The following is a 14,628-nucleotide window of genomic DNA, read 5'->3' on the forward strand; positions in this document are numbered from 1 at the left end:
CCGCAGGCGCTGCGCCGTCCGGCGCCCGCGCCGCAGGTGACGCCCCGGCAGGCCGCACCCGCCGCTCCGCAAGCCGCACCCGAACCCGCCGCTCCCCCGCCGCCGCGCGCCGTCGCTTTCAGCGGGCCCTTCGCGCGGATCGACCGCGAGCACCTGCGCGCGGGCGGGCTGATCGTGCCCGAGGACCCGGTGACCGGGCTGCTTGAGGAGTTCCGGATCGTCAAGCGCGAGCTGCTCGCCGATGCCCGCACCGGCGGCGCCAGCGGTCACGGCCCGCTCGCCCGGCGCATTCTGGTGTGCTCGCCGCATTCGGGCGAGGGCAAGACCTATTGCGCCACCAACCTCGCCATCGCGCTCGCCGCCGAGCGGGGTCTCGAGGTGCTGCTGGTCGATGCCGATGTGGTCAAGCCGAGCATCACCGACCGGTTCGGGATCGCGGCGGGCGAGGGCCTGATGGATGCGCTCGCCGATCCCTCGATCCCGCCCGAAAGCCTTGTGATCCGCACCGATATCGAGGGTCTCTTCGTGCTGCCCGCAGGCCATGCCACCGCCGGCGATGCCGAATATCTCGCCAGCAGCCGGACCGCGCAGATGCTCGACCGGCTGACCGAGGGCGCGCCCGACCGCATCCTGATCTTCGACACGCCGCCCGCGCTTGCCGCCTCGCCTGCTGCCGAACTCGCCAAGCATGTCGGGCAGGCGCTGCTGGTGGTGCGCGCCGACGAGACCAGCCGCGCCGCGCTCGAAGACGCGCAGCAGCTGCTTTCGGCCTGCGGCGACATCAAGCTCCTGCTCAACGCCGCGCGCTACAGCCCCTCGGGCCGGAGCTTCGGTTCCTATGGCGCGAAGGGGAAATGACCATGCGTGCCCGCACCCTCACCCGATTTCTGCTGACCGCCGGCTTGGCCGCCGCCGCGGCCGCGCCCGCCTTCGCCCAGGACCAGTCCCAGGGGCAGGGCGAGGGGCTGGGGCAGAGCCAGCGCAGCCAGCGCGTCGTCCAGCCCTATATCGAGGTCGCCCAGGTCGTCTCGGCGGAACTGAGCCCGGGCGATGACGTGCTGACCTTCACCCAGATCGCCGCCGGGGTCGACATCAACCTCCAGGGCCGCAACAGCGGCGCGGCGGTCTCGCTGCGCTATGAACGCAACATCGCCTATGGCGAGGATACGGTCGATACCGACACGGTGAGCGGCATTGCGCGCGGCACACTGGCGATCATCCCCGGCAGGCTCAGCCTCGAAGCCGGCGCGCTTGCCTCGCGCAGCCGCGCCGATGGCGGCGGCGCGGTCACCGCCAATCCGCTGGTGCGCGAGGATGCCGAAAGCCGCGTCTACAGCGCCTATGCCGGACCGAGCCTGCGCACCCGGGTCGGCGATGTCGGGGTCGAGGGCGTGGCGCGGGTCGGGTACAACCGCTTCGAGGTCGACAATGCGCTGGTGAGCCAGCAGGGCAACACCATCGATACCTTCGATGACAGCGTCACCTACATGGGCCAGCTGCGCGCCGCGACACGTCCGGGCGAGCCGCTGCCGGTCGGTCTTGCGGTCACGGCCGGGGGCTTCCAGGAAGATATCGGCAATCTCGACCAGCGGGTGCGCGACCTTTACGTGCGCGGCGATGTGACGATCCCGCTCACCACCAGCCTCGCGCTGGTCGCGGGCGCGGGTTACGAAGATGTCGCGATCTCCAGCCGCGATGCGGTGCGCGATGCCAACGGCGTCGCTCAGCGCGATGCCAACGGCCGCTTCATCACCGATCCTGCCGCCCCGCGCCGCATTGCCTTTGCGGTCGATGGCCTGCTCTGGGATGTCGGCGTGCTGTGGCGCCCGTCCTCGCGCACGTCCTTGCAGGCTGCCGTGGGCCGGCGTTACGATTCGACCACCTATTACGGCACCTTCACCTACGCCCCGAGCCAGCGCAGCATCTTCGCGCTGGCCGCCTATGACGGGGTGAGCGGCTTTGGCGGAGTGATCAACAACGGCCTTGCCCGGCTCGACAGCGACTTCGAGGCGATCCGCAATCCGGTCACCGGCGATTTCGGCGGCCTTGTCAGCGGCACGCAGGGCCAGGCGATCGTGGGTTCATTGGGCTCGGTCCGTTCGGCCGCGTTCCGCGGGCGCGGGGTCAATGCCTCCTACCAGCGCACCGTCGGTCGCACCACGGCGGCGCTGGGCGCGGGCTATGATCGGCGCACCTTCATCGCCGCGGCCGGCACCGCGCTCGCGCCCGTCAACGGCCTTGTCGACCAGAGCTACTACGTCGTCGGCGGGCTGACCCGCACGCTCGGCGATGATGCCAGCATCGCCACCAATGCCTATGTCAACTGGTTCGACGGCGCGGGCAACAATGACGCCACCGGCGCCGGGGTTTCGGCCGCCTACAACCAGTCGATCACCCGCCGCCTGACCGGCCGCGCGGCGATCTCGGTCGATTATGTCGACAGCGAATTCACCGCGGCGGATTTCGCCTTCGCCACCGCGCTGGTCGGCCTGCGTTACAATTTCTGAGGGGAGTGCCCGCGCCAATGTACGAAAATTTTTACGGCTTCAGCGGACGCCCCTTCCAGCTGACTCCCGACCCGCAGTTCTACTTCGAAAGCGTCAGCCATAAGAAGGCGATGAGCTACCTCGGCTATGGCCTCAGCCAGGGCGAGGGCTTCATCGTCATCACCGGCGAGGTCGGTGCGGGCAAATCGACGCTGGTCGCGCACCTGATGGAGCGGATCGACCCGGCTGCACTCACCGTCGCGCAGGTCGTCACCAGCGCGCTCGACGGGGCGGAGATCGTCCATGTCATCGCGCAAGGCTTCGGCCTGCCGGTCGAAGGGCATGACAAGGCGACTGCGCTGGGCGCGATCGAGCGCTTCCTCCAGGACGAAGCGCGCGCCGGCCGGCGCTGCCTGCTGGTGGTCGACGAGTGCCAGAACCTTGAACTGACCGCGTTGGAAGAGCTGCGCATGCTCTCGAACTTCCAATTGGGCTCGCACCCGCTGCTGCAATCGCTGCTGCTCGGCCAGCCCGAATTCCGCGCGACGCTTGCCCAGCATCCCGGGCTCGAACAGCTGCGCCAGCGGATCATCGCCTCGCACCACCTCGAAGCGCTCGATGCGGGCGAGGTCGAGCATTACGTGCGCCACCGCCTCGGCCGTGTCGGGTGGCAGGGCCGTCCGGGCTTCGAGGCCGGGCTGCTCGATGCGCTCTATCGCCATACCGGGGGCATCCCGCGCCGCGTCAACCAGGTGATGAACCGCCTGCTGCTGCTGGGCGCGATCGAGGAGCGCGAGACGCTCAGCCATTCGATGCTGGGCGATGTGATCGCCGAGATGGCGGCCGACCAGAATCGCGGTGCGCGTTCGGCAGGCGATCTGCGCAGCGCGCCTGTGCCAGAGTCCGCCCCGGCAGCGCCCGCCCCGGTCCCGCCTGCGCCCGGCAGCCTGCCGGCGACCGAGGTTGCCGCCCTGCTTGCCGAGCGCGACGCGCGCACCGCCGAGCTTGAGGCGGCGATCAGCGAGTTGCAGGCCGCCGGGATGGCGCATCCCGCAGCCCGCTCGCCCGAGGGCCTCGCACTCGCGCCCGAAGAGACCCGCGCTGCCGAAGCCCGGCTCGCCGCCGCGCTCGAACGCATCGAAGCGCGGCTCGAGGAGCAGGAGCAATCCTTCCGCCACGTCCTCACCGTGCTGATCGAATGGCTTGAGGAAGACCCGTCGCGCAGGGCCGCCTAGGGCCATGAACGCTCCGTTCCCTGCCCCGGGCGCTGCCGCGTCCTTCGCCCCGCCACCCGGCGCGCCGATCGCCAACGGCCTGTCGGTCGATGTCGAGGACTGGTTCCAGGTCGGCGCCTTCGAAAACGTGATCGCGCGCGGCGAGTGGGATTCCATCAAGACCCGCGTGGAAGACAACGTCTACCGCGTCATCGACCTTTTCGCCGAGGCCGATGTCAGCGCGACCTTCTTCACCCTGGGCTGGGTGGCGCGGCGCCATCCCAACATGATCCGCCGGATCGTCGATGCCGGCCACGAAATCGCCAGCCACGGCTACGACCACGCGCGCGTCTTCACCTTCTCGCGCCGCGAATTTGCCGAGGACATCGCCAAGGCGCGCAAGATCATCGAGGATTGCGCAGGCGTTGCCGTGACCGGCTACCGCGCACCGAGCTTCTCGATCGACCACCGCACGCCCTGGGCTTTCGCCGAGCTCGCCGAGCAGGGCTATGCCTATTCCTCGAGCGTCGCGCCGGTGGTCCACGATCATTATGGCTGGCCCGAAGCCCCGCGCTTCGCGTTCCGCCCGTTGCCGTGGTCGGCGATGATCGAACTGCCGGTGACCACCGCCATGCTCGGCGGACGGCGCGTGGCGGCTGGCGGCGGGGGCTTTTTCCGCGTCCTGCCCTACGCCTTCTCGCGCTGGGCAATCCGCCAGGTCAATCGCCGCGAGGCGCGCCCCGCCGTGTTCTATTTCCACCCGTGGGAGGTCGATCCCGATCAGCCGCGGGTCGGCCATGCGCCGCTGCGGTCACGGTTCCGGCACTACACCGGGCTGGCGCAGATGGCCACCAAGCTGCGCGAACTGGTCGAGGAATTCCGCTGGGGCCGGATGGACATGATCGCCCACCGCGAGGCGGCGCGCGCGGTCGATCTCGACCTGTTGCCGCCGGTGCTCGAACTCGGGCTCGATACCGTGGTGGAGGCGGCCGAGTGAACGCCCCCGTAAAGGCCGCCATCAGCGTCAGCACGCTCGATTTGCGCGATGCGGCCGAACTGCGCCGGATCGAGGGGTTCGTGGCCGCGCAAGGCGGCAGCCTGTTCCACCGCCCGGCATGGCTGCGCGGGGTGGAAGCGGGGACCGGCCAGCGCGCGGCGGGGCTCGTCGCCCAGCGGCTCGGGACGGTCACGGGCTGGCTGCCGCTCACCGAAGTGCGCTCGGCGCTGTTCGGCAGGGCGCTGGTATCGAGCGGCTTCGGGGTTGGCGGCGGCATTCTTGCATGCAGCGACGATGCGGCGCTGGCGCTCGCCGAGGGCGCGCAGGCGCACGCGCAGCGCGGCGGCTTCTCCGGGGTCGAACTGCGCGGCGGCGCGGCGCCCGCTGGTTGGGCAAGCTGGTCCGACAAGCATTGCGGCTTCGAACGGGCGCTCGCCGCCGATGACGAGGCCGAACTCCTCGCCATCCCGAGAAAGGCGCGCGCGGAGGTCAGAAAGGGGCTCGGCTTCGGGCACCGCATCACCGCGGGGCGCACCCCGCGCGATCTGGCTGTGCACTATGCCTGCTACAGCGCCAGCGTGCGCAATCTCGGCACGCCGGTATTTCCGCGCGCGCTGTTTGCCGTGATGCTCGATGCCTTTCCGGCAAGCAGCGACATCCTCACCGTATGGGCCGGCGAGACCCCGCTGGCGAGCGTGCTCAGCTTCTACCACGATGGCGCGGTGCTGCCCTTCTGGGGGGGCGGCGTGTTCGCGGCCCGCGCGGCGCGCGCCAACGAGGTGATGTATTACGAACTGATGCTCCATGCCCGCCGCCAGGGATGCACGCGCTTCGATTTCGGCCGTTCCAAGACCGGCAGCGGGCCCTTCAGCTTCAAGAAGAACTGGGGCTTCGAACCGCAGCCGCTCGCCTATGCGGCATGGACCGTGCCCGGCGCGCCGCCGCGCAACATCGATCCCACCGACGCGAGCTACAGCCGCAAGATCGAATTGTGGAAGAAGCTCCCGCTGCCGCTTGCCAACACGCTGGGGCCGTGGATCGCGCGCGGGCTGGCCTAGAGGCTCGGCTGATGCCCGGTATCCTGTTCCTTGCCCACCGCGTGCCGTTCCCGCCCGATCGCGGTGACCGGATCCGCTCGTGCCACCTGCTCAAAGCGCTGGCAAAGCTTGGTCCGGTGCATGTCGGGTGCTTTGCTTCCGAGGACGGGGCGGGCGAGGAGGCACTCGCGGCGCTGGCGGCCTCCTGCTGCGTGGCGCCGCGCACCAAGCCACTGCCGCTGGCCGGGGTCGAGGCGGTGCTGTGCGGCAGGCCCGTCAGCCTTACCGCCTTCCATTCGGCACGGCTCGCGCGGTGGGTGCGCGAGACCATCGCGCGCGAGCGGATCGGGGCGATCGTCGTCTTCTCGGGCCAGATGGGGCAATATGTCCCCGATGACTTTGCAGGGCCCGTGGTGATCGACCTGTGCGATGTCGACAGCGCCAAGTTCGAGGCCTACGCCGAGGCGGGCGAGCGGGTGTGGATCAACGCTCGCGAGGCGCGGCTGCTTGCGGCCGAGGAAGAGCGTCTGGGCGTGCGCGCCGATGCGACGATCCTGATCTCCGGGGCCGAAGCCGCGCTCTACCGCAGCCGGCTCGCAGCGCCCGATCTCGTCAACGTGCAGGTGATCGGCAACGGCATCGACGCGGCCTTCTTCGATCCGGCCGCAACCGCGCCGCATCCCGCGCTTGCCGGGACGGGGGGCGCGCATTTCGTCTTCACGGGACAGATGGATTACCGCCCCAACGAGCAGGCTGCGCTGTGGGTGATCGAGGCGCTGCTGCCGCACCTGCGCGCGCGGCTGCCCGGGGCGTGCTTCCACATCGTCGGCCGCAATCCGACCCGCGCGCTGCTGGCACAGGACGGCGCGCCGGGGGTGCGGGTGTGGTGCGCGGTGCCTGACGTGCGCCCCTTCATTGCCGCCGCCGACGCCGTGCTCGCCCCGCTGCTGATCGCGCGCGGAGTGCAGAACAAGGTGCTCGAGGCGATGGCGATGGCCCGCCCCGTGGTGCTCACCCCCGAAGCGGCGACCGGCATTGCCGCAAAGGACGGCGCGCACTGGCTGGTCTGCCCGCCCGATCCCGCCGCCATGGCGGACCGCATCGCCGCGCTGCTCGCCGAGCCCGAAGCCGCCCGCCGCATCGGCACGGCAGCGCGCGCCTTCGTGCTTGCCGAGCACGGGTGGGAGGCGATGATGGCCCCGCTCGCGCGGATGGTCGGCTCCGGCAGCGAGGGCCGCCGCCATGCCGCCTGAGAGCGCCGCGCTCCCGCTCCCGCGCGCCGCAGCCCGTCTGCCCGCCGCGTGGCACCGGCCGCTTGCCGGTCTTGCCGCGGCGGCGCTGGCGCTGATGCTGACGACCGGGCAGGCGTGGGCCGCGATGGCGCACCAGTGGTGGAACATCGACACCTACAGCCACCTCATGCTGGTGCCTTTCATCATCGCCTGGCTGGTGGCGCTGAAGGAGGAGGTGCTGGCGAGCCTCGCGCCGCAGCCCTTCCTGCCCGCCCTTGCCGGGGTTGCCGCCGGGCTTGCCCTGTGGCGCGCGGGCGAGGGGCTGGGGATCAACCTTGTCGCACAGGCAGGCGCGGTCGGCGCGCTCCAGGCCGCGGCGATCACGATGCTCGGCCTGCGCGTGGCCATCGTGCTCGCGCTCCCGATCGCCTTTGCCGCCTTCATGGTGCCGTTCGGCGACGAGATCATTCCGCCGCTGCAAGCCATCACCGCCGAGATCGCCATCGCGCTCACCCATGCGAGCGGCATCGCGGCGCGGATCGAGGGGATCCATATCCACACCCCCGCAGGCCTGTTCGTCGTTGCCGAGGCGTGTTCCGGCGTGAAGTTCCTTGCCGCGATGGTGACGCTCGGCGTGCTCGTCTGCGCCACGCGGCTGCGGCGCTGGACCAGCCGCGCTGCCTTCATGGCCGCCTGCGTGATCGTTCCGATCCTTGCCAACGGCGTGCGGGCGTGGGCGACGATCTATGTCGCGCAATATGTCGGCGCCGAGAAGGCGACGGGCTTCGACCACATCGTCTATGGCTGGGTGTTCTTCGCCATCGTCCTCGCGGTGCTGCTGGGCGCGGCGTGGCGCTTCGTGGAACGCGAGGCGGAGGATTATGGCTGGCCGCTCGCCGCCATCGACAGCTCGCGCTGGGTACGCCGGTTCGAGGCGCACGCTTTTGCGCCGGGCAGCGCCGCTGCCGCGATCATCGCCCTCGGCGTGATTGCCGCGCTCTCGCTGCTGCTCTAGGCCTGCCGGACGATGTGCGGGATTGCCGGGATTTTCCATGCCGAGACGCCCAAGCCGGTCGACCCTGCGCGGGTGGTCCGGATGTGCGATGCGATCGCGCACCGCGGGCCTGACGGGGCAGGGGTGTGGACCGACCACGGCGTCGGATTGGGCCACCGCCGCCTCTCGATCATCGACCTTGCGGGCTCGCCCCAGCCGATGCACGCCGCCGATGGCCGCGCGGTGATCGTCTTCAACGGCGAGATCTACAACTTCCGCGAACTGCGCCGCGAGCTGGAGCAGGCCGGTTTCGCCTTCCGCACCAACGGCGATACCGAGGTGATCCTCGCCGCGTGGGCCCAGTGGGGGCCCGATTGCCTTTCGCGGCTCGACGGGATGTTCGCCTTCGCGATCTTCGAGCCTAGCACCCGTCGCCTGTTCCTCGCCCGCGACCGTTTCGGGGTGAAGCCGCTGTTCCTTGCGCACCTGTCGGACGGCAGCATCGCCTTTGCCTCGGAGCTCAAGGGTCTGCTGGCGCACCCCCTGCTGCGCCGCCGTCTCGATCCCCGCGCGATCGAGGCCTACATGGCGTGGGGCTATGTGCCCGACAGTCATTCGATCCTTGCCGGCGTCGAGAAGCTGCCCGCTGGCCACTTCTGGCTGCTCGAGCAGGGCAAGGCCCCCGGCCGTCCGCAGCGCTGGTGGGACATATCCTTCACCCAGCGCGAGCGCGGGAGCGAGGCCGATCTTTCCGCCCAGCTCGTCCATCACTTGCGCGAAGGCGTGCGCTCGCGGATGGTCGCCGATGTGCCCTTGGGCGCCTTCCTGTCGGGCGGGGTCGACAGCTCGGGCGTGGTCGCGCTGATGGCCGAGGCGAGCGCGTCTCCGGTCCGGACCTGCTCGATCGGTTTCGATGAAGCCGCCTATGACGAGACCTCCTACGCCCGTCAGGTTGCCGCCAAATTCGGCGCGGATCATCAGGAGCGGATCGTCGCCACCGATGATTTCGCCGCCATCGACACCCTCGCCGCGATGTTCGACGAACCCTTCGCCGATGCCTCCGCGCTGCCCACCTGGCGCGTGTGCCAGCTGGCGCGCGAGCGGGTGACGGTGACGCTCTCGGGCGACGGGGCGGACGAGGCCTTTGCCGGCTATCGCCGCCAGGTCTTCCACCACCACGAGGAACGCACCCGCGCCGCCATCCCCGCCGCCCTGCGCGCCCCGATCTTCGGCGCCTTGGGCCGCGTCTGGCCCAAGGCCGACTGGGCCCCGCGCCCCTTGCGCGCCAAGGCCACCCTGCTCGCGCTCGCCGAGAGCGGCGAGGAAGGCTACGCCCGGGGCCTCTCGGTGACCCTGCCGGGCGCGCGCCGCGCACTCTACACCGACGCCTTCGCCGCCAGCCTCGAGGGCTTTCGCGCCGAGGACGAGCTGATCGCCCTGATGCGCTCAGCCCCCGGCCGGTCGGGCCTCGACCGCGCCCAATATGCCGACCTCGTGTTCTGGATGCCCGGCGACATCCTCACCAAGGTCGACCGCACCAGCATGGCGGTCAGCCTCGAAGCGCGCGAACCGCTGCTCGACCACCGCCTCGTCGAATTCGCCGCGCGCCTGCCCGAGGGGATGCGGGTGCGGGGATCGACCGGCAAATACCTGCTCAAGAAGAGCCTCGAGCGCTACCTCCCCCACGACATCCTCTACCGCCCCAAGCAGGGCTTCGTGACCCCCATCGCCGAATGGCTGAGGGGGCCGCTCGCCGACGCAGCCCGGGGGATCGCCACCGGGAGCCTCGCGCAGACCGGGTTCTTCCAGCCCCAGGCCATCGCCGCGCTGGCCGAGGCCCATATCGGTGCCCGCGCCGATCATTCGCGGACCCTGTGGCAGCTGCTGATGCTCGAAAAGTCGCTGAAACAGCTCGGAGCGAGCGGTTAGGGCGCTAGAACCCGCTGATCCTATCGAAAGTCGATATTCGAAGTTCACGAAGTTCACATTGCAAATTCTGCAATCCTACGGGGATTTCCTTTCCTTTTCAGAACCGTGTGCGCCAAAAGCGAAGTTCACACGGTGCGGCGCGTTGTTCTCCCGCTCCGCCCGCTGCCGGCAGGCCTTGCGATGCCGAACAACGCCGCACACCATAGCGCAGCTGTAGCCTGTAGGAAAATGCTCTAGCCCTCGGTCCCGTGGCCCTTGGCCATGTAGTCCTCGCTCTGCATCTCGTTCAAGCGGCTCACCGTGCGTTCGAATTCGAAGGCGCCGTCGCCTGCCTGATAGAGCGCCTCCGGCAGCGCGGCGGCGGTCACGAACAGCTTGACGCAGTGTTCGTAGAGCGCATCGATCAGCTTGGTGAAGCGGATCGCCTCGTTGCGGTTTTCAGGGCCCATCTTCGGGATGCCGACGAGGATCACGGTGTGAAACGCGCGCGCGATGGCGAGGTAATCGGCCGCCCCGCGGTTTTCGCCGCACAGCTTCCTGAAGCTGAACACGCCGACGCCCTTGAGGCTCTTGGGCACGTGCAAGCTGCGCCCCCCGCCGAGATCGAGTTCGCCGGTGGGCACGTTGGCGGCATCTTCGGGGGCGAAATCGGTGAGGCGGAAGAACGCCTCGCGCACCTGGCTTGTGGCTTCCTCGCCGATCGGCGCGTGCCACATGGCCAGCCCGCCGATGCGGTCGAGCCGGTAATCGGTCGGGCCGTTGAGGCTCAGCACGTCCATCTCCCGCTCGACCAGATCGATGAAGGGCAGGAACAGCGCGCGGTTGAGGCCGTCCTTGTAAAGATCGCGGGGCGGGCGGTTGCTGGTGGTGACGATCACCGTGCCGCTCTTCATCAGCGCGGTGAAGAAGCGGCCCATGATCGCGGCATCGGCGGTGTTGGTGACCACCATCTCGTCGAAGGCGAGGCAGCGGATCTTGGGCGACATCATCATCGCAACGCTGGTCAGCGGGTCGCGCAGCTCGCTCTTGCGCGCCTCGGTGATGAGCCGGTCGAGTTCGAGCATGAAGGCGTGGAAGTGGACCCGGCGTTTTCGTTCGATCCCGAGGGTCTCGACGAACAGGTCCATCAGCATCGACTTGCCACGCCCGACGCCGCCCCACAGGTAGACCCCGCGCGGGTCGGGCGTGGCTTCGCGGGTGCCGGTGAGGCGGGCGAAGAGGCTTGTCTTGGGCGGCGGGGCCTCGAGCTCGTCCTGAAGCCGCGCCAGCCGCTCGGCCGCGGCGCGCTGGTCGGGATCGGCGCGCAGTTCGCCGCTGGCGATCAGCGCGTCATAGCGGGCGAGGAGGCCGGGCACGACGGGGCGATCAGCCGCGCGGCTGCATCTTGCGCACGATCCCCGAGAAGCTGGCGACCACGTCCTCGCCTTGCACCACCAACCCACGGATGAAGACCAGCTTGCCGGTCTCGCGCACGATTTCGGTCACGGCATCGAGCGGGCGGCTGCCATCGCCCCCGCCGACGAACTGGCTGGACAGCTCCAGCGTCACCGATGGCCCGGCATTGCCGGTGCCGATCCGGTGCATGGTGACGAACAGCGCGATGTCGATCAGCGCCAGTGTCACCGCGCCGTGGATGATGCCTTGCAGGTTCAGGTGCTTGCGCTCGGGGAACATGCGCAGGCGCGCTTTCCCGTCCGCGTCGACGCGGGTAATGAGCTTGCCCATCACCGCGCCGTTGAACAGCGTTTCGTCCTTGAGGTTCCAGTGGTGCCAGCCGGGATTGTCCGGGTCCGGCCCGTGTTCGAAGACGTCGTCCTTGAAGCTCACCGGATCAGATCGCCACAATCAGATAGCACGTTCGGCCATCATCTTCTTGGTCTCCGCGATCGCCTTGGCCGGGCTGAGACCCTTGGGGCACACGTTCGCGCAGTTCATGATGGTGTGGCAGCGGTAGAGGCGGAAGGGATCTTCGAGGTCGTCAAGCCGCTCGCCGGTCATCTCGTCGCGGCTGTCGGCGAGCCAGCGATAGGCCTGGAGCAGGATCGCCGGGCCGAGGAACTTGTCGGAGTTCCACCAGTAGGACGGGCAGCTGGTCGAGCAGCAGGCGCACAGGATGCATTCGTAGAGCCCGTCAAGCTTCTCGCGCTGTTCGGGGCTTTGCAGCCGCTCCTTGCCGCTCGGCGTGGGCGAGACGGTCTGGAGCCAGGGGCGGATGCTCGCATATTGCGCGTAGAAATGGGTGAAGTCCGGCACCAGATCCTTGATGACGTCCATGTGCGGCAGCGGGGTGATGCGGATCTCGCCCTTCAGGTCCTCGATCGCGGTGGTGCAGGCGAGGCCGTTCTTGCCGTTCATGTTCATCGAGCACGACCCGCAGATCCCCTCGCGGCACGAGCGGCGGAAGGTCAGGGTCGGGTCGATCTCGTTCTTGATCTTGAACAGCGCATCGAGGACCATCGGGCCACACTGGTCGAGGTCGATCTCGAACTTGTCGTAGCGCGGGTTCAGGCCGCTGTCGGGATCGTAGCGGTAGATCTTGAACGACTTGACCCGGCCACCCGATGCCTTGTGCACTTGGCCGGCGTTGTTGATCTTCGAATTCTTGGGAAGAGTGAAGGTCGCCATGGTGTGATCCCGATTACGCGTTTGGCTCTACTTAACGCCATCGCCGCGCGGCGCAAGCGCGGGGGGACTGTCAGTTGTTGCAGGCTTTCGCACAGGGGTTGAGGAAGGCTCAGCAGCGCTCGTGCAGGAGGCGAGGAAACACGGCATAGTGCCGAAAATCTCTCCTGCCCCGCAAGGCCCGCCGCAGGGGCGGGAAAAAGGGCGGAACCACAAGGCCATGGCCGCACTTTATGCCCCATGGACGATGCAGGACAGACCCTTTCGCGCATACCCCGCAGCGCCTGCGTGTTCGGGGCGAGCGGCAGGATCGGGCGGGCGCTGTGCGCGGCGCTGGCGGCAGCGGGTTGCGGGAAGATCTACGCCGGATCGCGCAGCGGCAGCACGCCGCAAGGCTCGCAATTCACCGGATTTTCCTTTGATCTGGAGGATGAGGCCAGCATCGCCGCCGCCGCCGCGATGATGGCTCCCGAACCGCCCGAATGGGTGATCGTCGCGACCGGGGTGCTCTCCCTGCCCGATGGCACCGGGCCCGAGCGGACCTACCGGCGGCTCGAGCCCGAGGTGATGGCGCGGGTCTTCGCGCTCAACACCATCGGCCCGGCGACGATCGCCAAGCACATGCTGGCGCTGATGCCGCGGGGGCAGGGCTTCACCTTTGCCGCGCTCTCGGCCCGGGTCGGCTCGATCGGCGACAACCGGCTCGGCGGATGGCATTCCTACCGCGCCTCCAAGGCCGCGCTCAATATGCTGCTGAGGAACTTCGCGCTGGAGATGGCGCGCACGCACCCTGACAGCGTGATCGTGGGCCTGCATCCCGGCACGGTCGATTCCGCGCTCTCCGCCCCGTTCCGGTCGGGCCTTGCCGAAGGGCAACTGACCGCGCCCGATGCGGCAGCGGCCAATCTGATCGGCGTGCTCGGCCGGCTCACCCCGGTGCAATCGGGGCGGGTGTTCGATTTTCGCGGCGACGAGGTTCCTGACTAGGGCGCGCCGGCCTAGTCGAAGATGCCCACGGCAAGGTGCACCCACAAGGTCAGGAACAGCAGCACCGCCAGCGTCATCGCGCCGATCCGCCAGCGCAGCGCGGTGAGCCAGTTGGTCGCGGCCTCGGCCGCCAGGCACAGCCCTGCCAGCATCAGCGCGAAGACCGCGAAATCCTCGGGCCCCCAGGCGATCTTGTGGGTCACCTGCATCCCCACCGCCGGCAGCGCGAGTAGGATCGCGGCGGCGATCCACAGCTTGGGGTGGAAGCGGAACGCGGGGCCGGGTTCGCCGGTGGTGCCGGTTGAGGTGGTGGTCATGCTGGCATCCCTCCCAGAAAGCCGGTTTGGCAATTGCCGCATAACGTGCCACGCATTGCGGGCGGCGAAAAGGGGGGAGCGCGCGATGGGTGTCAAAAGCTGGTACGAGGCGAACATCATGCCGCGCCTCATCACCTGTGCGTGCAGCCAGGGCCAGGTGATGAAGCGCCGCGCGGCGGTGGTCCCCCGGGCGCGGGGAGACGTGTTCGAACTGGGCTGCGGCGGCGGGATCAACCACGCATTCTACGATGCGGCCGCGATCACCTCCTATGCCGGGATCGACCCGCACGAAGGCCTGCTCGATGGCGCGCGCGCGGCGGCACGGGCGAAAGGCTGGGCGGCGGATCTGCGGGCGGGGCGGGGGGAGGCGATTCCCTTTGCCGATGAAAGTTTCGACTGCGTGGTGTGCACCTTCACGCTGTGCTCGGTCGAAGACCCGCGCCAAGTGATGCGCGAGATGCGCCGCATCCTGCGCCCCGGCGGCGAAGCGCTGTTCCTCGAACACGGGCTTGCACCCGATGCGGACGTGCGCGCCTGGCAGGGGCGGATCGAGCCGGTCTGGAAGCGGCTTGCGGGCGGGTGCCATCTGACCCGGCCCATCGCCGGCGCGCTGGCGGGCGCGGGCTTTGCGGTTGAGCCGCTGGGAGCGGGATACACCCCCAAGACGCCGCGCTTTGCCGGATGGATGGAGTGGGGCGCGGCGCGCAAGGTGGGGTGAGGGCGGGCCAGGCGGAAGCCCACCCCCGACCCCTCCCGCAAGCGGGAGGGGAGCGAGGAAGCGAAGCTGTTCGAAGAACACTTGCCAGCTTGCTG

14 protein-coding genes are annotated in these 14,628 nt (G+C 69.2%); 10 read left to right on the plus strand and 4 right to left on the minus strand.

Features of this window, described 5'->3' with window-relative positions; genetic code table 11:
• From D620_RS0109640 to D620_RS0109675, 8 genes are all read left to right on the plus strand, one after another.
• A partial coding sequence (locus tag D620_RS0109640) for a P-loop NTPase (protein ID WP_017665593.1) occupies positions 1–858 on the plus strand: 858 nt, incomplete at its 5' end.
• A 2-nt stretch (positions 859–860) separates the two neighbouring features.
• Complete coding sequence (locus D620_RS0109645) at positions 861–2,507, plus strand: preprotein translocase subunit YajC (protein WP_155800101.1); 1,647 nt, start codon at positions 861–863, stop codon at positions 2,505–2,507.
• Positions 2,508–2,524: 17 nt separating this feature from the next.
• Positions 2,525–3,721 (plus strand): XrtA/PEP-CTERM system-associated ATPase, encoded by a 1,197-nt coding sequence (locus D620_RS0109650; RefSeq protein WP_017665595.1) that lies wholly within the window; start codon positions 2,525–2,527, stop codon positions 3,719–3,721.
• A gap of 4 nt (positions 3,722–3,725) precedes the next feature.
• Entirely contained in the window at positions 3,726–4,697 is a 972-nt protein-coding gene (locus D620_RS0109655; protein WP_017665596.1) for an XrtA system polysaccharide deacetylase, read from the plus strand.
• Positions 4,694–5,755: a FemAB family XrtA/PEP-CTERM system-associated protein gene (locus tag D620_RS0109660; RefSeq protein ID WP_017665597.1), complete on the plus strand. Its 1,062-nt coding sequence runs from the start codon at positions 4,694–4,696 to the stop codon at positions 5,753–5,755. Before D620_RS0109655 ends, D620_RS0109660 begins: the two co-directional genes overlap by 4 nt.
• Before the next feature lie 11 nt (positions 5,756–5,766).
• Positions 5,767–6,987, plus strand: a complete 1,221-nt coding sequence (locus D620_RS0109665) for a TIGR03087 family PEP-CTERM/XrtA system glycosyltransferase (protein WP_017665598.1) — start codon at positions 5,767–5,769, stop codon at positions 6,985–6,987.
• Entirely contained in the window at positions 6,977–7,981 is a 1,005-nt protein-coding gene (gene xrtA / locus D620_RS0109670; RefSeq protein WP_017665599.1) for an exosortase A, read from the plus strand. The genes D620_RS0109665 and xrtA overlap by 11 nt, the downstream gene beginning before the upstream one ends.
• 12 nt (positions 7,982–7,993) lie before the next feature.
• Complete coding sequence (locus D620_RS0109675; protein WP_017665600.1) at positions 7,994–9,889, plus strand: XrtA/PEP-CTERM system amidotransferase; 1,896 nt, start codon at positions 7,994–7,996, stop codon at positions 9,887–9,889.
• Positions 9,890–10,122: 233 nt separating this feature from the next.
• Here the strand turns inward: D620_RS0109675 and zapE are convergent, their stop codons facing one another.
• The 3 genes from zapE to D620_RS0109690 are packed head-to-tail and all read right to left on the minus strand — an operon-like array spanning position 10,123 to position 12,514.
• Positions 10,123–11,244, minus strand: coding sequence for a cell division protein ZapE (gene zapE, locus D620_RS0109680; protein WP_017665601.1), 1,122 nt, complete (start codon positions 11,242–11,244; stop codon positions 10,123–10,125).
• A gap of 10 nt (positions 11,245–11,254) precedes the next feature.
• Positions 11,255–11,716, minus strand: coding sequence for a PaaI family thioesterase (locus tag D620_RS0109685; protein ID WP_017665602.1), 462 nt, complete (start codon positions 11,714–11,716; stop codon positions 11,255–11,257).
• Positions 11,717–11,734: 18 nt separating this feature from the next.
• Complete coding sequence (locus D620_RS0109690) at positions 11,735–12,514, minus strand: succinate dehydrogenase iron-sulfur subunit (RefSeq protein WP_017665603.1); 780 nt, start codon at positions 12,512–12,514, stop codon at positions 11,735–11,737.
• Positions 12,515–12,751: 237 nt separating this feature from the next.
• Here D620_RS0109690 and D620_RS0109695 point away from each other — a divergent pair, with 237 nt between their 5' ends.
• Positions 12,752–13,498 carry an SDR family NAD(P)-dependent oxidoreductase gene (locus D620_RS0109695; protein WP_017665604.1) on the plus strand — a complete coding sequence of 249 codons (747 nt, stop codon included), beginning with the start codon at positions 12,752–12,754 and terminating at the stop codon, positions 13,496–13,498.
• An 11-nt stretch (positions 13,499–13,509) separates the two neighbouring features.
• Here D620_RS0109695 and D620_RS0109700 read toward each other — a convergent pair whose 3' ends face one another.
• Complete coding sequence (locus D620_RS0109700; RefSeq protein ID WP_017665605.1) at positions 13,510–13,815, minus strand: hypothetical protein; 306 nt, start codon at positions 13,813–13,815, stop codon at positions 13,510–13,512.
• Between the two features lie 85 nt (positions 13,816–13,900).
• On the opposite strand from D620_RS0109700, the gene D620_RS0109705 reads away from it, so the two are divergent.
• Positions 13,901–14,533 carry a class I SAM-dependent methyltransferase gene (locus tag D620_RS0109705; protein WP_017665606.1) on the plus strand — a complete coding sequence of 211 codons (633 nt, stop codon included), beginning with the start codon at positions 13,901–13,903 and terminating at the stop codon, positions 14,531–14,533.
• The last annotated feature ends 95 nt before the right edge of the window (positions 14,534–14,628 follow it).

It is taken from the genome of Porphyrobacter sp. AAP82 (assembly GCF_000331285.1).
In the GTDB taxonomy this organism is placed as follows: domain Bacteria; phylum Pseudomonadota; class Alphaproteobacteria; order Sphingomonadales; family Sphingomonadaceae; genus Erythrobacter.

Bases quoted from the DNA above. Each gene is read 5' to 3' on its own strand.
- D620_RS0109645 (WP_155800101.1), top strand. From the start codon at position 861: ATGCGTGCCCGCACCCTCACCCGATTTCTGCTGACCGCCGGCTTGGCC.
- D620_RS0109650 (WP_017665595.1), top strand. From the start codon at position 2,525: ATGTACGAAAATTTTTACGGCTTCAGCGGACGCCCCTTCCAGCTGACT.
- D620_RS0109655 (WP_017665596.1), top strand. From the start codon at position 3,726: ATGAACGCTCCGTTCCCTGCCCCGGGCGCTGCCGCGTCCTTCGCCCCG.
- D620_RS0109665 (WP_017665598.1), top strand. From the start codon at position 5,767: ATGCCCGGTATCCTGTTCCTTGCCCACCGCGTGCCGTTCCCGCCCGAT.
- xrtA (WP_017665599.1), top strand. From the start codon at position 6,977: ATGCCGCCTGAGAGCGCCGCGCTCCCGCTCCCGCGCGCCGCAGCCCGT.
- D620_RS0109675 (WP_017665600.1), top strand. From the start codon at position 7,994: ATGTGCGGGATTGCCGGGATTTTCCATGCCGAGACGCCCAAGCCGGTC.
- D620_RS0109690 (WP_017665603.1), bottom strand. From the start codon at position 12,514: ATGGCGACCTTCACTCTTCCCAAGAATTCGAAGATCAACAACGCCGGC.
- D620_RS0109695 (WP_017665604.1), top strand. From the start codon at position 12,752: ATGGACGATGCAGGACAGACCCTTTCGCGCATACCCCGCAGCGCCTGC.
- D620_RS0109700 (WP_017665605.1), bottom strand. From the start codon at position 13,815: ATGACCACCACCTCAACCGGCACCACCGGCGAACCCGGCCCCGCGTTC.
- D620_RS0109705 (WP_017665606.1), top strand. From the start codon at position 13,901: ATGGGTGTCAAAAGCTGGTACGAGGCGAACATCATGCCGCGCCTCATC.